The sequence below is a fragment of the Actibacterium lipolyticum genome, assembly GCF_900184935.1.
GTDB classification, from domain to species: Bacteria; Pseudomonadota; Alphaproteobacteria; order Rhodobacterales; family Rhodobacteraceae; genus Actibacterium_A; species Actibacterium_A lipolyticum.
In genome coordinates, this window is the sequence record NZ_FXYE01000003.1 from 17804 (window position 1) to 36316 (window position 18513).

Here is an 18513-nt window from a genome sequence, read left to right on the forward strand (position 1 = left end):
CCGCGGCCTTCAATTCGCCGAACGCCACATCCGGTAACGGCCCTGCCCGGTCACTTCGCGGATCAGCCCCCGCGTTTCCATCCAGGCAAGGTTGCGCTGAACGGCGGCACGGCTCGAGCTCGTCACTGCCTCGGCCATCGGAGCGGATACAAGGGGCCATTCGGTCAACACTGCGCGCAAGGCGCGCGGGGTCTTTCCCGAGAGTGGGATCATCTCGGTTTCTGCGCGCGCTGACCATGCCTCGATATCATCTAGGTGCCGCATTGCGGTCAAACATGCGGTCTCTATCCCTTCGAGCCAGCGCCACAGACGGTCAGCAGACGGGCCGCCAGAGCGCAGCCCCCCTGCCCCGCCCATGGCCAGAGGCGCAAAGACTACGCCGCTCCCCTCGCTGACCACGATCCGTGCGGCCGTGACCGCCGCTTCCATCCTATCACCCTGTTGCCCGAGGCCCGCAAGGCTCCAGAGGTGAAACCCCATGCAGGCGCGCGTGATCGGGTGCAGGTCGGCGGCTTGCGCCATCAGGTCAAGCCAACCGCCCGCGCGATCCGCAAAGGGCTCGGCCTCATCTGCCATGTTCTCAGGATCGCGGCGGTCGAGGAAGGCAGACAGGTCCACCTCTGGGCCTGGCCCCCCTGTCAGACGACGTACCGCCCAACCGACACGCGCGAGTGCGGCGGTGTCGTCTTGCAAGCCGGAAATGCGCATGGAGATCCAGAGCGCCAGCCGATCCGGGCCGATGCGGTCACCCGCGAACCAGCTGAGGTCGGCAGCCTCGATCAGGGCAAGCCTGTGCCGCCATCCTTCCGGGCCGCGCTTCAGCCGGTCGTCCAGCGCGCCTACGCGACCGGCCACACAAGCAAGACGCGCGGCATGACCCGCCTCTGCTTTCCGCCAATCGCCGAGGACAACGGCTTCACGCGGTTCGGCACGTGGTCCGGGCGGCAAATAATCTGGCTCCTCTTCCGTCGGACCGGGCAGGAACCAAAGATCGTCCTCGGACGACTGTTCCATTTCCTCAGCGTCTAGCAAGAGAGCATCAGTTTCATCATGAAATACGGGTGCTTGAGACTTCATATATGCAAAATACTGGAATTTTGCATATTACCCAAGGGTTTTGTTGGAGTGCGCCCACGCTCCTTGTATAGCACGCGTAGGCGATGGTCAGCGAGGGCTCTCTCATCGCGCTCACTGTATAGAAACCAAGGGGTTTCTGATGAGCAAAGTCCGAGAACACGGGCTTGCATTCGTTTACAAACGGTCGTTTAATAGCGATGTATGAAACTGCAAAAAGACTGTTTTGGTGCCCCTGATAGGTTACGCTCGGGTCTCGACCGAGGATCAGACCCCCCTGCCCCAGTCGCAGGCCCTGAAATCCGCGGGCTGCGCCGAGATCCATGAAGAACAAGCCTCGGGCGGCAATCGTGCGCGGCCGGTGCTGGCGCGGGTGCTGGAACGCGTATCCAAGGGCGACACGCTGGTGGTCGTGCGGATTGACCGCCTCGCGCGATCCCTGTCGCATCTGCTGGAGGTGATCGAGCGGCTGGAGGCCAAGGGTGCGTTCTTTCGTTCCATTCAGGACCCGATCGACACTGGATCCCCCCAGGGCAAGTTCACGTTGCAGGTCTTGGGCGCTGCGGCCGAGTTCGAGCGTGCCCTGATCCGGGAACGCACCAAGGCCGGCCTTGCCAGCGCACGCACAAAGGGCCACGTGGGCGGGAACCCTGGGCTGCGGGCCAAAGACCCTGCCGCTCTTCGCAAGGTGCGGCTCGCGCGGCAAGACGGCTACATGGAGCGGCTGAACGAGACGGCTCAAGACTGGGTGCCCCAAGTGCGCCGGTTGCGCCCCGACTTGGCCTGGGAAGACGTTGTGCGCATCATCAACGGCCCCCTGCCCGAGGCGCGTCGCTGGACCCAAAGCCGTCTCTTGCGCGCTGTGAAGGCCTATGTCCGCGACGGCTTCCTGCCTGCCGAGGTGCTGGCCCGCGCCGGGCGCCGCGAAACCGACGACCGCCTGCCCGCAATTATTGCTGGCATCAAGGGCGCAGATCCCGACATCACGCTTCAAGCGATCTGTGAACGGCTGGAATCTATGCGCGAACGCACGCCTCGTGGCCGAACAAGATGGCAGCCGTCTTCGGTGAAAATGCTGTTGGAGCGGGCGGAACGACTTGGCCTCATGCCGTACGAATCGAGCCAAGATCAGATGTAGCTTCTGACCCGAATCCAAAAAATCTCACTGGGAGAAAACTCCGCAGGAGGCATAAAGTGCCAATAGTTGCTTGGGGTTAGCTGCTAATGTGCCAACTCAACAGAGTAGCGGCTCGATTCGGTTAGATCTGCATTTAATATATCTATATCAATGACTTGCTGAGTTTTTTATACGACAACACCTATAGGTGTTGTGGATAACTTTCACACTACATTTAGATTCTTCTTGCCGGACTCACTGGATCGTGGCATTCCCATTCTGACGGCAAAACGCGTCAGACACGCTGTACACCGTCAGAATGACTAAGAGCCTCAACAGAGGCCGAGAGTAGGCGGCAGGACATGGATGATCGTAACATTGGATACACGCAAGGCATAGGCTCTTCCGATATCGGAGCATTTGCCGACAATCTGGCTGAGTCTTTGGATCGCCAGATGAAGATCGCTTTCGAACCCGAAGAACGAAAGTCCCTACGCCGCTTCAGTTCCACCGAAGTCGCCGGCCTCCTGCGCGTAAGCACATCTAACCTGCGCAACCGGCACAAGGACGGCAGCTTCCCGGAAGTGCATACAGACAACCGCGGACACCGGTTCTACACAGCCCAAGAGATTGATGAGTTGCGCGATGTTCTTGGACGCACTGGAAAGAACGCAGAAAGCTACCGCCCAGGTCGACGTGATGGCGATCGTCTCCAGGTGATATCCGTCGTTAACTTCAAAGGCGGTTCATCAAAGACTACTGCAACGATTCATCTTGCGCAAAGGTATGCCTTGCGCGGTTACCGCGTGCTGGTCCTAGACCTCGATCCGCAAGCAAGTTTGACCACGTTTTTCGGCTTTCGGCCCGAGCTTGAGTTCGCCGATGGCGGCACAATCTATGATGCTTTGAGATATGAGGACCAAGTTCCTCTCTCGAACGTCATCCAAAAGACCTACTTCCATAAGCTCGACATGGTGCCCGCCGGTTTGATGCTCTCGGAGTACGAAACCGAGACCGCAAACGCTCTCGCCCGTCGCGTACAACCCATCTTTGCAGAGCGCCTCGCCTTGGCGCTTGAAGAGGTTGAGGCAAACTACGACATCGTCCTGATCGACTGCCCGCCTCAGCTTGGGTTTCTAACCCTAACTGCGCTGGCAGCCTCGACGGGACTTTTGGTTACCGTGGTACCTGGCATGCTTGACATCGCATCCATGAGCCAATTCCTGAAGCTTGCTTCAGAAACGGTCAAGGCGGTGGAGGAAGCCATCGGTCGGCGTGTCACATGGGATTTTGTCAAGTTCCTGATTACCAGATATGAACCGTCGGACGGTCCGCAGACCCAAATGGCAGGCTACCTGAGATCAATTCTGGCAGGTCAGGTCATGACAGAGCCGATGCTGAAGTCTACGGCGATCTCCGACGCGGGGATGACCCAGCAGACCGTCTACGAAGTCGATCCAAGCCAATTCATCAGAAAGACAATTGATCGCGCCCTGACCAGCGTGAATGGCGTTGGCGATGAGCTAGAGCAGACGATCCAAATGGCATGGGGGCGTCGCTAATGGCCCGAAACATCTTCAACCAGCCTCCAAGGAATGAGACGGAGAGCGGAGCCCCCTCCCCTACCCCGCCAAAAGCGGCAAAGCTGCCGGGATCTGTTGGAGGATTGCGCGACTCTTTGCGCGAGATCACAGCAAACTCGATTCGCGATATCGAACCCGATCAGATTGACATGGATGGGCTGCGGGATCGGTTGGTGCTGGAAGATTCCAGTATCGATGAGTTGGCCGAGAGCATTCGCAAGCATGGCCAACAAGTGCCCATCATGGTCCGTCCATCAGCCCAACCGGACAGATACCGCATCATCTACGGCCGCCGCAGGCTTGCGGCGATCCGTAAGGTCGGTGGAACGGTCAAGGCAATTGTTCGAACCTTGGACGATGACGCATCTCTGATCGCTCAAGGCCAGGAGAACAACCTCAGGCTTGATCCGTCTTTTATAGAAAAGTCTCTTTTTATCAAAGAGATGCAAGAATCCGGGTACAAACCCGGCGTCATTCAAGATGCTCTAGGTCTGACCCGGCAAGGCGTATCCAACCACAGGGTCGTCATAGAACAACTGCCAGACGGTCTTGTTCAACTCATCGGGCCAGCACATGGGATCGGACGACGGCAGTGGGGTGAGCTAGCTGCCTTATCGGTGAAGGTAGATTTGGTGGACATCGCCAAAGAGGCGCTCACCGCCCTGCCCGACGACACTCCTAGCTCCGAAAAGTTCCAAGCGGTCTATTCGGCTTGCTCGAGCAAAGCCCGTAGCGACAAGAAGCCGCCCAATCGTGGGCTGACTTCGGTCATCAATGATGAGAACGGCAGTTCATTGGGCACGCTGACAATCGATGAGAAGGCGATCGCTCTCAAGGTCACCAAGAAGGACAATCCAGAATTCGGCCAATGGCTCGAAGAACACGCGGAAGCTGCGCTTTTGCAACTCTTCGTACAGTGGCGGAATGAGAGAGGCTCTGGGTCCTAACCCAGGCCACACAGAGCAACACGAGCAGAGGAGAAAAGCGAAGACCCGAAAGAAAAGAGCCCCCCAAAGTTTCCCCTGGAGAGCCCTCATCATCTGATTAGCATCTTTGATGTAGCAACCTCCAGCATACCGGTCAAGAGTCACCGATTCGGTGGACTGATATTTTTTGCCTTTTTCCGCGAAAATTCGAGGAAAGAGACGGGGAAGTTGTGGGCCGAACGGTCGTCGTGAACAAGCCATGGCATTTACAAAACTCTCGATCGAAGCCGCAGGTGCTGATGCAACCCGCGGCTCATTTCCCCCATCTGAAACCGACGTCTGGACCATCTTCAGAGCCCTGAGAGATGCACGCAGCGTGTTTGGTCTACGTCCTGGCCACATACAGACACTTCAAGCAATGCTCAGTTTTCTGAAACCTGGCCATGGCGAAACGGTTTTTGCGTCTAACAATTCACTTTGCCAGCGCGTTGGCGGAATCGACGAACGGACACTCCGGAGGCACATCAACCGCTTCGTTGAACTCGGATTCATCAAGCGCAATGACAGCTCGAACCGAAAGCGCTACCGCGTTCGCTCATCCGGCGGGGAGTGCATCAGTTATGGATTGTCTCTCACCCCCCTGCTCCAACGTGCGAGCGAGCTTATAGCCATCGCGCAAGAGATGGAGAATAACCGGCGAGATCGGATATTTGTCCGCAAACAGATCCTTACAAAGCTCGCCCATTTGGAAGAGCACGATCCTAGCAACGCATTCATCAACCACGCACGGAAAGCTCTACGCAGGAAGCTGAGCCTCCCCGAATACCACGCTCTGCTCGCCAATACAGATGCAGAATGCCAGAGTTTGTCTACCCCGGATGACCCGCCTGAAACTATGGAATTGCCCGCCAATGACGGACAAACTGTCCGGCATCAATCTAAGTCTGAAGAAGAAAAAAAAGATTTAGATAGCAACATAGGCGATGAGGCCCTGAAACCAGACTTGCTGACCTCAGTCTGCGATCAGGCGACATCGTTCTCCACAGAGAGACTTAGAAACTGGTTGGACATTGAAAACCATGCTCGAACACTTGCACCCATGATGGGCATTCACCCAGAAACTTTCGAGAAAGCCAAGAATGCTGTAGGAGCTCAGAAAGCGTCATGCGCGATCTTTATCATGCTACAACTTGGAAAACGCATCAGGGATTTTGGGGCGTATTTTCACAGTATCACCCTGGGTCAAAGGCAAAACCAATTTGATCCATTAGCTTTGATCAAGCGACTGTCCGAAACCAATGAGCGAACTGTCTAATGTCCACCGCGGTGGACTTCGAACGAGAAGCGGCGCTTGTGGCAACCAAAACTGTCCAAACGCACCTGGCGGCGCGTGGTGGTTCTTCAGTTTATCTCAGACCAGCAGATGTCCACCGCGGTGGACAAGTAACGCACGAGCGAACCTTGATGCAAATCTCGCCGCCCATGGAAGAAATCGGCGGCCAGGCATCAAAACCTAAATCCCTAAAGTTATTGTGGGAGGTCACCATCTCCAAAGAGGTTTGGAAAGAGCCGCTCTCGATAATCCAACGGAAACGCCAACCGAACTGGTGTCTTCGGCGAGGCGGAAGTCAGGTATCCGGCGGCGGTCAATTTACTCAGCGTGTTGCGAGCAGTACGCTCGGACGTCTTGAGCACTATCTGCGCGTCGCCTCGTTCCAGTGCGCCATGCCGAAGAACCGCCGAGATTAGTTCCGGTGCTCGCTTGTCATCGATGGTATCTGCAACAAGACGACGATACCGTTGGTCCAATCCGCCGAGATCGAACAATCTTGCTGAGAAGGTGATCTGGTCGAGCGTCACCTTTAGGAACCATTCACTGAACGTCTTCAGTGCCGCTTCTGACAGGTTCCCACGCCCGTCGCGGTCTCCGCGGCGAGGACTGTCGGCCAGATCCATCATCCGTTTGTACTCGCCCCGATCGGTTAGTCCGCGGGCCAGCCCTCGCGATACGGACCAGAGCCCCTGGCCACCGATCCCCGCTGTGAGGGCCATGGCATGAGACATCAGTCTGCTGACACGGCCGTTACCATCCGGGAAAGGGTGGATGTAGTTGAGCCGGTGATGTGCAGAGGCGATCGCGATGATCCGTCCGCTCGAAGACCGCGCCGCAATCTGAAATCGTTTGTCGAAATGGTCCATGAATGCCGCGACCCGCGACGAAGAAGGAGGTAGGTGGCGCCCGACTGCAACTTCCCGATCGTCATCCTGGCGCATGCGTCCTGGAACGATGGGCTCTTGTGTGCCGTCGGGATGTTCGATGACCCGAAACTCATCAGGCATCTCATCGTAGAAGCTCTTATGGACCCAAGTCAGGAATTCGACAGATGTGGGGCGGGGCAGGGTGCCTATGCGATGCATCTCATCGATGGCCCGTTGAACGATGACGTGCGCCCGGGCCTCAAGGGCGAGAGGGCGGGTTTCTTCCTCTAGCACGGCGCCAGCCAGCGCCCTTTCGATGTCGCGGGGGCGCGTGTTGTGTCCTTCGATCAGGTTGGAGTAGTAGCAGTTCATCACACGGACGAGATCGGCAAGTTCGGCTGCGCTGTCAGGATGCAACCCTTGTCCCAGCCCGGTGGCTTCCCTCTGGATGTCGACCGAAAGGTCTGCCAGTTCTGTAGGAATATGCTCCTCGAAGAAGCAGGGTTCGATCCTGGCGGGTGTTTCCAGCATTTTGCCGATCTTCCATGTTTGCAAAGTAATTGAAAAATAAACACATTTCGTACTTTCAAGCAAGGTTTTGCCGATATGCGTTGCCGATCTTGGTTGTCGATCTAGAATTGCTGTATGAAATCAATGGTTTCGGCAGATGTGCAGGGCCCTTCGGTTTTGTTGTGTGCCCAAAGGGGCCGGGAAAAAGAGAAAGTGTTCTTCGGGTTTTGTGACTGACGGATGAGGGCCTTTGGGGTCCCTCAGATGGGTCCGGGCCGGGTTCCGGTCTGCCGTTCCTGATGAAGGGCATTCCCATGCAAACAGGTGTCTTGCGCGTGTTGCGCGCCACCGCTGCCTCGTGGTGGCGACACAAGGAACTACGCCGAACCGGCCAGACGGGGCAGGCACAACGGCTCGAGCGCGAGACTGTCCTGCGTGATCTCGGGTATCTGAAGCAGGCGGCGACAGTACCGGACGCGCATGTGATCTGCGGAGAGGACGGAACATTCCTCCATCTCGGTTGCACCATCGTGTCCACCTTCGCGCCGATCGAGCGCTTTCCCTTGGCCACTCTTGCGGTCGCACGAGGGACCCCGTTCATCGATATCCGACCCGTCACCGATGTCATCGCCTTCGCAAACTTGCCGCGGGTGGCGCGGGACGGATCGGGCGACCCTGAACCTTCGGGTTCCGGCAAGTCCGTCTCGCTGACCACCTACATCGACATGGTCGAAGTGCTCGGCGCCAAGATCGCCAACGATCCGCGGTCCCATCAGTCAGCCTGATCACCATTTCCTCTCACCAAAACTCGAAAGGAGGCCAGCCATGGCCCGATCCCGCACGCCCAAATTCGATGCCTCCGAGGTCATCACAAACGAAATCATTCGCATCATCGAGCGCGGCGTTTTGCCGTGGCGCAAGCCCTGGACGGCAGGAGGCAGCTCGCGTCCTCTGCGCGTTGGAGGAGAGCCGTACCAGGGGGTCAACAACTTCCTGCTCACCATGCGAACGGTGATGGCGGGCCATAGCTCACCCTTCTGGATGACGCTGCCGCAGGCCAATGCTTTGGATGCAAAGGTCCGCAAAGGCGAAAAGTCCTCTGTCGTCGTTTATTACGGTCAAAGCCGGAAAGACGCGGGCGGCGAGGACGACCGCAGCGATGGCGATGATCGCTCCGAGGAAGCCCGCATCTTCCGCTTCCAGAAATCCTACCGCGTGTTCAATGCCTGCCAGATCGAGGGCTTGCCCGACAGCTTCTACCCTGACCCCGAGCCAGTGCCTGAACATCCGCCGTCCGAGCCCATCCCGCACATGCAGGCGTTTTTTGACGCCATCGACATCACGACCGTCTTCACAGGAACGGAAGCGTACTATTTGCCCCCCGTGGACAAGGTTTACATGCCATCCATCACGCGGTTCCAGGACCCGCGCAATTTCTACGGGGTCTGGGCCCATGAGCTGGCCCATGCCACGAAAGCCCCGCATCGACTGAACCGCGATTTCGGGTTCTCGGAGTTTGGCAACACGTCCTATGCGCGCGAGGAGATCGTCGCCGAATTGACCTCGGTGTTTCTGGGTCAGACGCTCGGCTTCACAGCGCATACGCTCGAGATGAATGCCGCCTATCTCCACAACTGGTTGCGCGTTCTTCGGTCGGACAAGGGTGCGATCTTCAAGCACGCCGCGGATGCGCAGCGCGCTTGCGACTATCTGATCGCCAGATCGGAGACGGGCAGGGTAGGGCGCAGCGCCGAGGCCGCCTGACCGCACGGAGAACGGAGACACCCATGTCACGTAAGGAACCCAAAACGCTGCGGGTGGCCTGCTTCAACGACGGCCGCCGCAAGATCATCACCTTCAAGCGCGGTGCCTATTGGTGGAGCTCATCCGAGGGCGCTTATCCGCTCTCGGCAGCGCTCGAGAGCATCACGGACCAGGGCGGCTGGATCGAAACCATCCCCAACCCGAATTACAGACCCAAAGGGCTGTTCGGGTAGGGCGCCTTCGGCCTCGATTCATCCGCCAAGCGGAAAAGAAAAAGTGGGCTTTGAGAAGGGTGTTTCAAACTTCTCAAAGGAGATTCCCATGTCCATGACCGTTCAACCCCAGCCAGATCGTCCCGATGCGACCTTGATCGCGGCGCAGAACGACGCGTTCCGCAAGCTCGCGTGCCTTGGAGTGCCGCCCGCGCAGCCTATCCAGGGCCGCATGCATGTCACCCGTTCGCTCATGGAGGCCGGTGACGGCTTCATGGCCGAGGCGGTGAAGGCCACCGGTGAGTTTGCCACATTCGAGCCTGAGAATGATCCCGAAGGATGGCACGATTTCGGGGCGGTCGAGATCCGGGGCGAGACCGTGTTCTGGAAAATCGATCTCTATGAGGCGGATTCAGACTTCCGCTACGGGGCTGAGACCCCGGACAATCCCGCCGCCACCATGCGCGTGCTGACCATCATGCTGGCGCGCGACTGGTAGAAGGGCAGGGGACTCCTCCCCCTGACATCTGAGACGATGAAGGCCCGCTGCCCCTCAAAAAGGCAAAGCGGGCCTTTTGTCGTGGTGATCCCTGAAGCCGGGGATTGGTTACGCGCGTGAAGGCGCGGGCCACACCTCACCCACCTGGAAGGAAATCCCATGACCACAAGCTTTGCCCCTCTCACCGTCGCCATCGGCGATCTGGTCCCGCATCCTGCCAATGTGCGCAGCAACTCGCCGGAAACTTATGACCCCGAGAACATCGCGCATCTGAAAGCCAGCATCGCCGTTCTGGGCCTGCTTCAGCCGCTCTTGGTCCAGAAGCTTGACGGCAAATATGCAGTGCTTGCCGGCGGCCGGCGCCATGCCGCGCTCAAGGAACTGGTCGCTGACAAGGCCGCCAAGGGGTTCACCGCGAAATCCAAGGTCGACTGCCGCCTTGTGCCGGAGGAGTGCGACGTCACCACGGCGCTGTCGCTCGCCGAGAACATCACGCAATCCCCGATGAATGCCATCGACGAGTTCGAAGCTTTCGCCCGGATGATGGAGGTAGATGGACAAACGCCCGAGACGATCGCCAAGACCTTCGGCACCACGGTGGCCGCCGTGAAAGGCCGGCTGCGTTACGGCCTGATCCACCCCGACATTCGCGCGGCGGCCCGGGCCAAGACGATCACGCTCGACACGATGAAGGCCTTTGCCGAGCACCCGAGCCAGGAGGTGCAGCGCGAGGTCTTCGAGGCGCTCACGAAAGACGGCGGCTATCTGCAGGCCTATACCGTCCGTCAGGCCCTCAAATCCCGCGGCGTGCAGGTCAGCGACGATATCGGGGCTTTCGTGCGCGAAGACTACGAGGCACGCGGCGGGGCCGTCGCGGCTGACCTTCTGGAAGAGCATTCCGTGCTCGAGGATGCGGCTCTTGTCGAGACCATTCTACTCGAGAAGCTCGGTGCCGCCGCCGAGGAGGCCCGTACGAGGCTGGGCTTTGCTTGGGCCGATGCGATGGTCCGCTATGATTACGCGACCATGGCCGACTACGGCCGCGTCTATCCCGGCCCGATCGAGCCCGATGAGGCTGCCCAGAAGCGCATTGATGAGATCACCGCCGAGCTTGAGAAATTGCAGCTCGAGATGGAGGATGAGGGGCTCGAGGACGGTGCCTACAATGCCCTTTACGAGCGCGTGGACGCTCTGGAAGAGGAAGCGCGCGACCTGCAGGAGGCTTACCGCACCGAGGACCTCGCCCGTGCAGGCGTGATCGCGTCCTGGTCGGGCGGGCAGGTGACCCTCCATGTTGGCCTCGTCCGCCCGGAAGACACCGTCAAAGAGGAAGGCGCGCGCGGCTCCTCGGCTAACCCGACGGGGGAGGAGGCCCCGGACGCCGGCGAAATCACTTTTCCAGCCTCGCTGGCAGAGGACCTCAAGACCGAGCGGGCCATGGCCCTCGGCGCCGCGATGGCGCTTCATCCGGAGGCCACGCTCGATCTCACGCTCTTCAAGCTGGTTAGTGATGTTCTGGCCAGTGGAATGAGTGTCACGCAGGCGATCAAGATCGATGCCCGCAAGGAATACCGCAGCCACGCCAAGATGGACGAGATCGACGAGACCTCGCTCGAGCAGGTGGCGGCGGCGCATGATGCGCTTGACCTCTCGTGGCTCGATGACGCCCGCGCGCCCGCCGATCAGTTCGCGGCGTTTCGCGCGCTCGAAGCAGGGGAGAAGGCCAAGCTCGTGGCCTATGCCACCGCCAGCACCACGCAGTCCTGCTTCTCGCGGGACCGCCAGCGCGACAGCCTGATGCATGATTTCGAAATCGAGATCATGCCCGATATCCGGGCGCATTGGACGCCGAACGCGGCGCTCTTCAACCGCTTTAAAAAGGCTTGGCTCCTGAAGATCCTCGGCGAGGATCTGGGTCTCGCCCAGGAGGCGGTGACGCTGGCCTCGTCGAGCAAGAAAGAGATCGTCGCCTTCTGCGACAAGCTCTTTGCAGAGCCCTTCGCTACGCTCACCGACGCGCAGCGCGTTGCCGTGGCCGCCTGGTGCCCGCCGATGATGCAGACCGCCGGTATCGCCTTTGATGAGGCGGAGCCCGCTGCGGAAACCCCCGAGCCTGACAGCGAGGTCGCGCAAGCGGCCTGAGCCATCATGCGACCCGCGCGTGGACCACGCCGCCCGCGCGGGTCGACCCTCCCACACCCAACCGAAAGACATCCTCATGGCTATTCTCAAGTTCTCTGCGTCCGCTGTTGCGGCGCAAATCGCACATGCGCGCGCCTGCAAAACCTTCCTGCCCAACTGGAACGGGCCCGTGGACAGGCCGGCCCTGATCCTCATCGTCGGCAATGGTGTGCATCTGCGCTCGAACGGCATCGATGGCACGACCACCCGTATCGTCACCACCGAACAGGCCGATCCCTCCTTCGCCTTCGCCGACGGCATGAACCCGTTCCGGGACACCGACTGGATGGCGCAGCGCCGCATGGCATTTCGCGATCTGACCGGCCAGTTCTACACCGACATCCTGGATGACGTGCAGGTGCTCATCGACCGGGGGCGGGGTGCGATCCGGCTCGCCACCGATGGCCACAGCATCCGCGTCTTCGTGCGCCGGGCCTCGGATTATCTCATCGGCGGGACCTACGAGGTGCCCTCGGGCCTCGGCGGCACCTTCCGGGTCATTCTCAAGGATGCCTGCGACACCTTCGCGATCGTGCAGAACTGCGGCAATTGCGAGGATTTCGACGCCATGCAGCCCTACCGCGTGCCGCTCGATGCGCTGATGGAACTCGATGATCGGAGGGCGGCGTAACGCGCCCTTTCTCAAACACGCATCGCCAATACCCTGCCGGGCCTGCGGCCCTCTCGGGACATTGGCGACAACAATTCCCCCAATGAAAGAAAGGACTCTGAGATGGGTTGGCTCTTCTACACCGATGGCCGCGTCCAGACCTACGCGGATGAGAAAGCGGAAATCGCCCGGCTCTGCACCTCTCATGGCGACACGCGCAAAACTGAACTGGTGAAAGCCTGCAAGGTCGGCTCCACCTGGTACGCGGCGGCAAGGGTCATCAATCTCGACGGCACCCCTGTCGAGGACGCGACCTATGTGACCGATGCGGATGGCTCCATCACTTTCGGGGCTGTCTTCCTCACCCGATACGATGACGGCTGCTGGGGCTACAAGGACATGGAGGAAAGCGCTGGCCCGAACGAGACTCGTGCTCCCCTTGGGTTGATCGAGCTTCTCTCCGACCTGAAAGACCCGGACAGCTACGCCCAGGACTGGCGCCAGCGCTGCCGGGACTGGGCTTCGATCCCTGACTACGAGGAAGGCGACAAGATCAGGCTCGCCACGCCCGTGACGCTCACCGATGGCAGTACATGCCAGATCGTCACCGCGACGCACTACAGGCGGGGGCGACAAAAACGCCGCTGCTACCGCATCGAGGAAACCGGTGGGCTCGTACGCCTGTCGAAGGCCTCGCTTGCGGGCTCGGAGCTGCTCAGCTCCGCAAAAGGCGAGGCCAGTCCTGTGCTGGCGGAGTTTCTGGCGGGGCAGGGTGGCTGAGTTTCCCGCTGAGACAACACCACGGGACCACGCGCGCACATACTGCCGACTTGAATTCGTATCTCAAATGAGATACATCACTCCCATCAACTGGAGGACCATCCATGCCTGCCCAAACATCCATGCTTCATGTCCGTGTTGACGATCAGCTGAAAGCACAGGCTTCGGACGCACTTGCGGGCGTCGGTCTGACGCTCTCCGACGCGGTGCGTATTCTTCTGACCCGCGTGGCCGCAGAAGGCGGCTTGCCTGCCGGATTGACCGCTGATCCGGATGCCTATGACGCCTGGTTCAGGGCGAAGGTACAGGAAGCGCTGGACGATCCAAGGCCCACAACGCCCCATGCCAAGGCGATGCAAGACGCCCAGGCAGTGATTGACGGGAAGCGCCTTGCCAAATCTTGAATGGAAAGCCACGGCCATAGCCGACTTGCTGGCAATCATTGACTACATCTCTGACGACAACCCGGATGCCGCCCAAGTTCTCAAAGACGAGATTGAACACAAGACGTCCCTCCTTCCAGAACGCCCTCAGATGTACCGCGCGGGCCGTGTGAACGGGACTAGGGAGATGGTTGTTCGGCCGAACTACATCGTGGTTTATGCTGAAAGCCCTGAGATGGTGACCATTTTGCGCGTTATTCATGCTGCGCAGCAGTGGCCATGATCGGGGTGCAGGCCCCCCGCTAAGAAATTGCCCGCTCTACGCCTTCAAAGTGTAGAGCGGGCTTTTTGTCCTTTGGAACTCAGACCCAGATCCAAAGGAAAATCCCCATGACCAAGCCCAATCCGGCAAGCCCGGATTTCCCAACCCCCGACACTGATCTCGCCTCTGCCCTCGCGCAGATCGGCGCGGAGATCGACCACCAACCCCTGCGCAGTTCAGCGCTCGCGCGTATCATGCGCGAGACGTTTCATGGCAGCGATGCTGGCGGTGCCTGGGACTGGCGCATGGCATATGACCTGATGCAGGCCGCGGCTGTTCAGGTGCTGCTGCGTGGGGACGGTGCAGCAGGTGACATCGCCGCTGCAAAGCTGCTTGCCTCACGGCTCCTGACGGAAACGCGCCGGTCAGAGCAGCAGATCCGGCTGCAGCAGTTTTCCACGCCGTTGCCTTTCGCGGCAATGGTCGTGCGGGCGGCAGCCATTCACAAGGGCGAGACTGTGCTGGAGCCCTCGGCTGGCACCGGTGCCCTGGCCGCTTTCGCCGCCCGGGCCGGTGCCACGCTTGTGCTCAATGAAATCGACCCCTTTCGCCAGCGCCTCCTGCGCGCGGTTTTCGGCGGCGAGGTCACAGGCCATGACGGCGAGCATATCGATGATCTGCTGCAAACGCCGGTTCTACCCGACGTCGTGGTGATGAATCCGCCCTTCGCCTCCTCGGTCGACCGCTCCCGGGACAAACACATCGCCGCCAAACATCTCATCGCGGCTGCAAAGCGTCTGGCACCCGGCGGGCGGCTTGTGGCGATCATGCCGCCGGGGTTCACGCCCGAACGCGATGCCGCGCATTGGTCCCGCGCCTGCGGTCTCCTGACGCCGCGCTTGGCGTTGACGATGCCGGGGCAGGTCTACCGCAAGCTCGGCACCTCTGTCGAAACCCAGCTGATGGTCTTCGACAAGGTGCAGGAGGTCGGCGAGATGATCCGCGTCCCTGTGCGGGATCTGGATGAAGCCTTGGCATATGTTGATGCCGTGGCCGCAACCCGGACCGAGATGCGCCCCGCCCAAAGGGCTGAGGCGATCCCTCATGCTCGGCCGACCGTTCCATCATCTGCCCCGCGCAAGACCGCCGCTGTGCCTGTCGCCGCCTCCAAACCCCGGGCCAATGCCGTCTGCCCGCTCACTTTCAAGAGCCTCGATATCCCGCGCGACAACACGCCCATCTCGGACATCTATGCGCGCTACCGTCCGCAGCGGATTGAGATCGCAGGCGCGCAGGAACATCCCACCCCGCTCGTCGAAAGCATCGCCATGGCTTCTGTCGCGCCGCCCGTGCCCTCAGACGCGGCCAGTGCGGAATTGCGCTTGCCCGCACGGTTGATCGAGGAGGGACATCTCTCCGAGGCGCAGCTGGAAACCATCATCATGGCGCATGATGCCCATGGGCGCGATCTGCCCGGTCGGTTTACCATCGATGACGACCAGACCAAGCTGACGCGCGCCGATGATGACCCGGATGCACGGGCCTATCGCCTCGGCTATTTCCTCGGGGACGGCACCGGTTGCGGCAAGGGGCGCGAATGCGCGGGGCTCATCCTTGTGAACTGGCTGGCCGGACGCAGAAAGGCGATCTGGGTCTCCAAATCTGCCACGCTCATCGAGGACGCCATCCGCGACTGGACCGATCTCGGCGGCTCGCCTGCCGACATTCAGCCGCTTTCCAAATGGAAACCGGACCAGCCCGTCCCGATGGGCGACGGGATCCTTTTTGTCACCTACGCCACGCTGCGGTCCGCGGGCAAATGCGGCACCACGCGACTGAGCCAGATCCTCGACTGGATGGGCGGAGACTTTGATGGCGTGCTGGCTTTTGATGAAGCCCATGCCATGCAGAACGCGGCCGGGTCCGAGCAGGGCAGGGGGGTCAAACCCTCCCAGCAGGGCCTTGCAGGCCTCCGGCTGCAACTGACAGCACCCCGCGCCCGCGTCTTCTACATCTCGGCTACCGGCGCCACGAGCGTGCACAACCTGGCCTATGCCGCGCGGCTGGGGCTCTGGGGGCAAGGCCCCGAATACCCCTTCCCGAGCCGCGAGAGTTTCGTCTCGGCGATGGAAGCAGGCGGTGTCGCCGCCATGGAGGTGGTCGCGCGTGATCTCAAGACGCTCGGTCTCTACACGGCCCGCGCCCTCAGCTTCGATGGCGTGGAATATGACGTGCTCGAACACGCGCTCACCCCGGCCCAGATCGAGATCTACGATGCCTATGCGGGAGCCTTTCGCACCATCCACCATAATCTCGAGGCGGCGCTGACGGCGACTGGCGTCAACGATGCCTCGGGAGAGACTAATGCCTCGGCTGCTCGCGCCTCGGCCAAGTCCCGCTTCGAGAGCACGAAGCAGCGCTTCTTCAACCATCTCCTGATGGGCATGAAAGCCCCGACCATCATCCGCGCGATCAAGGACGATCTGGCGGCGGGCAAGGCTTGCGTCATCCAGGTTGTCTCTACAGGCGAAAGCCTGTTGAAGCGTCGGCTTGAGACGATGGACCCCGAGGATGAACTCGTCGAGGGTGCTTTGACGCCGCGCGACTATGTCTTGGGCTATCTCGAACAGGCCTTCCCGATCCATGCGCAAAAGCTCGTGGAGATCGACGGCAACATGGTGGCTGAACCCTTGCGCGACGCCAATGGCGCGCTGGTTGTCTCCCGCGAAGCGCTTGCCCTGCGCGATGCGGCCATGATGGAGTTGATGACGCTGGCCCCGATCCCTTCGGCGCTGGATCAGATCCTCTGGGCCTTTGGCGACGATGCCTTGGCCGAAGTGACCGGAAGGTCGATCCGACCTCTGAAGGCGGACGATGGCCACCTCTTCATCGAGAAGCGCGCCGCCAGCAGCAATTCCTCCGAAACCCAAGCCTTCATGGACGGCGAGAAGGATATCCTTATCTTCTCCGATGCAGGCGGTACGGGCCGGTCCTATCACGCGGCGCAAACGGCGAAGAACCAGAAACGGCGGCGGCACTATCTTCTGGAGCCCGGCTGGCGCGCGGATGCGGCCATCCAGGGGCTCGGGCGCACGCATCGCTCGGCTCAGGTCAGCGCGCCCTTCTTCCGGGTCTGCACCTCGGATGTGCATGGCGAAAAGCGTTTCACCTCGACTATAGCCAAGCGCCTCGACCAGCTGGGGGCCTTGACCAAGGGTCAGCGCGAGACCGGCTCGCAAGGCATGTTCCGCGAGGAGGACAATCTCGAAAGCCCGATCGCACGGGCGGCGCTGCGTGGGTATTTCGCCGATCTTGCCGCTGGGCGCGCCGAGGCGATGAGCTACGAGAGCTTCACCGACTGGACGGCCCTGCGGCTGATCGACAAGGACGGGGTGCTCCTTGAGGAGCTTCCCCCGATCCAGCGGTTTCTGAACCGGGTTCTGGCCCTGCCCATCCACATGCAGAACGCGCTCTTTGCCGAGTTCATGCGCCGGATTGCCGATCAGACTGAACGGGCGCGCGCGGCGGGCACGCTCGATCTCGGCGTGGAAACCCTGCGTGGCGAAAAGATCGAGCAGGTCTCCACAGAGGATCTCTGGACCTGCCCGAAATCTGGCGCCGTGACGCGGATCATCGGGCTTGAGGTCACCGACCCGGTCCATGTCCTGGGCGCTGAAGAGGCCATATCGCGCAATCCGGACAAGCTGCCGATGGTCAATCGCGCCTCCGGCCGCGCGGCGCTCATCTCGGCGCGCCCTATGCAGATGTATGACGCGGACATTGTCACGCTGATGCGCAAGGTGGTGAGGCCAAACGGGTCGAGCTATTTCGAAGAGGCACGGTTCGAGTCCTCGGCTTGGGAAGAGATCGACAGGCCCGAGTTTGCACGGCTTTGGGATGCCGAGGCTGCCTCCTTGCCCAAGACCACCACGACCAAGCTCTACCTGTTGACAGGGCTGCTGTTGCCGATCTGGAAGGACATTCCGACCACCAATGAGCGCATCTACCGGGTCACGCCCGACGGGTCGACCGCGATGATCGGGCGGACTCTGAGCGAGCAAGGCGCGGCCGCGCTGCACGCCCGCTTCCTCGTGTCCAACCCGCAAACACCGCAGGAGATGTTGACCGCCGCCCTCGGCACCACCGCGCCTGTCGATCTGGGCCGGGGTCTCACCCTGACCCGTCGCCGGGTCGCAGGCGAGATGCGCCTTGAGTTGAGCGGCGCCGACAAGGGCATGATCGACGGCCTCAAGGCCCTCGGCTGCTTCACCGAGATCATCGCCTTCCAGTTGCGGGTGTTCATGCCGCATGGGGACGGGATCGACACGGGAAGCATTCTGGCCCGGATCGTGGGGCAGCGAGTCGCCAAGGTGGCAGAACAAGCCGCCTGAAAAGCCAAAGCAGGCTTTGGGT

At 60.6% G+C, this 18513-nt stretch carries 16 protein-coding genes; 14 read left to right on the forward strand and 2 right to left on the reverse strand.

Annotated elements, in window-relative coordinates:
- Positions 1-9: 9 nt before the first annotated feature.
- A complete protein-coding gene (locus tag COL8621_RS17185) occupies positions 10-1077 on the reverse strand; it encodes a hypothetical protein (protein WP_093968666.1) in 1068 nt (355 codons plus the stop codon).
- Positions 1078-1303: 226 nt separating this feature from the next.
- Between COL8621_RS17185 and COL8621_RS17190 the strand changes: the two genes are divergently transcribed.
- The 4 genes from COL8621_RS17190 (at position 1304) to repC (ending at position 6015) form a co-directional block, all read left to right on the forward strand.
- Positions 1304-2212, forward strand: a complete 909-nt coding sequence (locus COL8621_RS17190) for a recombinase family protein (RefSeq protein WP_093968742.1) — start codon at positions 1304-1306, stop codon at positions 2210-2212.
- Between the two features lie 341 nt (positions 2213-2553).
- Positions 2554-3753: a plasmid partitioning protein RepA gene (gene repA, locus COL8621_RS17195; protein WP_009807965.1), complete on the forward strand. Its 1200-nt coding sequence runs from the start codon at positions 2554-2556 to the stop codon at positions 3751-3753.
- Positions 3753-4721, forward strand: coding sequence for a plasmid partitioning protein RepB (gene repB / locus COL8621_RS17200; protein ID WP_235823935.1), 969 nt, complete (start codon positions 3753-3755; stop codon positions 4719-4721). Before repA ends, repB begins: the two co-directional genes overlap by 1 nt.
- Before the next feature lie 238 nt (positions 4722-4959).
- Entirely contained in the window at positions 4960-6015 is a 1056-nt protein-coding gene (repC, locus tag COL8621_RS17205; protein WP_093096833.1) for a plasmid replication protein RepC, read from the forward strand.
- Between the two features lie 212 nt (positions 6016-6227).
- Here repC and COL8621_RS17210 read toward each other — a convergent pair whose 3' ends face one another.
- Complete coding sequence (locus COL8621_RS17210; RefSeq protein ID WP_093968668.1) at positions 6228-7430, reverse strand: Fic family protein; 1203 nt, start codon at positions 7428-7430, stop codon at positions 6228-6230.
- Positions 7431-7708: 278 nt separating this feature from the next.
- On the opposite strand from COL8621_RS17210, the gene COL8621_RS17215 reads away from it, so the two are divergent.
- The 10 genes from COL8621_RS17215 to COL8621_RS17260 all read left to right on the forward strand — a co-directional run bounded on the left by COL8621_RS17215 (position 7709) and on the right by COL8621_RS17260 (position 18491).
- Positions 7709-8194: a hypothetical protein gene (locus COL8621_RS17215; RefSeq protein ID WP_093968669.1), complete on the forward strand. Its 486-nt coding sequence runs from the start codon at positions 7709-7711 to the stop codon at positions 8192-8194.
- Between the two features lie 40 nt (positions 8195-8234).
- Positions 8235-9173 carry an ArdC family protein gene (locus COL8621_RS17220; RefSeq protein WP_093968670.1) on the forward strand — a complete coding sequence of 313 codons (939 nt, stop codon included), beginning with the start codon at positions 8235-8237 and terminating at the stop codon, positions 9171-9173.
- Between the two features lie 23 nt (positions 9174-9196).
- Positions 9197-9406: a DUF6330 family protein gene (locus COL8621_RS17225; RefSeq protein ID WP_093968671.1), complete on the forward strand. Its 210-nt coding sequence runs from the start codon at positions 9197-9199 to the stop codon at positions 9404-9406.
- 88 nt (positions 9407-9494) lie between these two features.
- Positions 9495-9884, forward strand: coding sequence for a DUF3768 domain-containing protein (locus COL8621_RS17230; protein ID WP_093968672.1), 390 nt, complete (start codon positions 9495-9497; stop codon positions 9882-9884).
- Positions 9885-10043: 159 nt separating this feature from the next.
- Positions 10044-12026: a ParB/RepB/Spo0J family partition protein gene (locus tag COL8621_RS17235; RefSeq protein ID WP_093968673.1), complete on the forward strand. Its 1983-nt coding sequence runs from the start codon at positions 10044-10046 to the stop codon at positions 12024-12026.
- Between the two features lie 76 nt (positions 12027-12102).
- The gene (locus tag COL8621_RS17240; protein WP_092765105.1) at positions 12103-12696 is read left to right on the forward strand and encodes a regulator; all 594 of its coding nucleotides are present in this window, start codon (positions 12103-12105) and stop codon (positions 12694-12696) included.
- Positions 12697-12798: 102 nt separating this feature from the next.
- Positions 12799-13455: a DUF6927 domain-containing protein gene (locus tag COL8621_RS17245; protein WP_093968674.1), complete on the forward strand. Its 657-nt coding sequence runs from the start codon at positions 12799-12801 to the stop codon at positions 13453-13455.
- Positions 13456-13559: 104 nt separating this feature from the next.
- Entirely contained in the window at positions 13560-13859 is a 300-nt protein-coding gene (locus tag COL8621_RS17250) for a type II toxin-antitoxin system RelB/DinJ family antitoxin (protein WP_093968675.1), read from the forward strand.
- Positions 13846-14121: a type II toxin-antitoxin system RelE/ParE family toxin gene (locus COL8621_RS17255; protein WP_093968676.1), complete on the forward strand. Its 276-nt coding sequence runs from the start codon at positions 13846-13848 to the stop codon at positions 14119-14121. The genes COL8621_RS17250 and COL8621_RS17255 overlap by 14 nt, the downstream gene beginning before the upstream one ends.
- Positions 14122-14228: 107 nt before the next feature.
- Complete coding sequence (locus COL8621_RS17260) at positions 14229-18491, forward strand: strawberry notch-like NTP hydrolase domain-containing protein (RefSeq protein ID WP_093968677.1); 4263 nt, start codon at positions 14229-14231, stop codon at positions 18489-18491.
- The last annotated feature ends 22 nt before the right edge of the window (positions 18492-18513 follow it).

Excerpts from the sequence above, each read along its gene's own strand:
- COL8621_RS17240 (WP_092765105.1), top strand. The coding sequence starts at position 12,103 with ATGGCTATTCTCAAGTTCTCTGCGTCCGCTGTTGCGGCGCAAATCGCA.
- COL8621_RS17210 (WP_093968668.1), bottom strand. The coding sequence starts at position 7,430 with ATGCTGGAAACACCCGCCAGGATCGAACCCTGCTTCTTCGAGGAGCAT.
- COL8621_RS17260 (WP_093968677.1), top strand. The coding sequence starts at position 14,229 with ATGACCAAGCCCAATCCGGCAAGCCCGGATTTCCCAACCCCCGACACT.
- repA (WP_009807965.1), top strand. The coding sequence starts at position 2,554 with ATGGATGATCGTAACATTGGATACACGCAAGGCATAGGCTCTTCCGAT.
- repC (WP_093096833.1), top strand. The coding sequence starts at position 4,960 with ATGGCATTTACAAAACTCTCGATCGAAGCCGCAGGTGCTGATGCAACC.
- COL8621_RS17230 (WP_093968672.1), top strand. The coding sequence starts at position 9,495 with ATGTCCATGACCGTTCAACCCCAGCCAGATCGTCCCGATGCGACCTTG.
- COL8621_RS17215 (WP_093968669.1), top strand. The coding sequence starts at position 7,709 with ATGAAGGGCATTCCCATGCAAACAGGTGTCTTGCGCGTGTTGCGCGCC.
- COL8621_RS17245 (WP_093968674.1), top strand. The coding sequence starts at position 12,799 with ATGGGTTGGCTCTTCTACACCGATGGCCGCGTCCAGACCTACGCGGAT.
- COL8621_RS17250 (WP_093968675.1), top strand. The coding sequence starts at position 13,560 with ATGCCTGCCCAAACATCCATGCTTCATGTCCGTGTTGACGATCAGCTG.
- COL8621_RS17225 (WP_093968671.1), top strand. The coding sequence starts at position 9,197 with ATGTCACGTAAGGAACCCAAAACGCTGCGGGTGGCCTGCTTCAACGAC.
- COL8621_RS17235 (WP_093968673.1), top strand. The coding sequence starts at position 10,044 with ATGACCACAAGCTTTGCCCCTCTCACCGTCGCCATCGGCGATCTGGTC.
- repB (WP_235823935.1), top strand. The coding sequence starts at position 3,753 with ATGGCCCGAAACATCTTCAACCAGCCTCCAAGGAATGAGACGGAGAGC.
- COL8621_RS17185 (WP_093968666.1), bottom strand. The coding sequence starts at position 1,077 with ATGAAGTCTCAAGCACCCGTATTTCATGATGAAACTGATGCTCTCTTG.
- COL8621_RS17220 (WP_093968670.1), top strand. The coding sequence starts at position 8,235 with ATGGCCCGATCCCGCACGCCCAAATTCGATGCCTCCGAGGTCATCACA.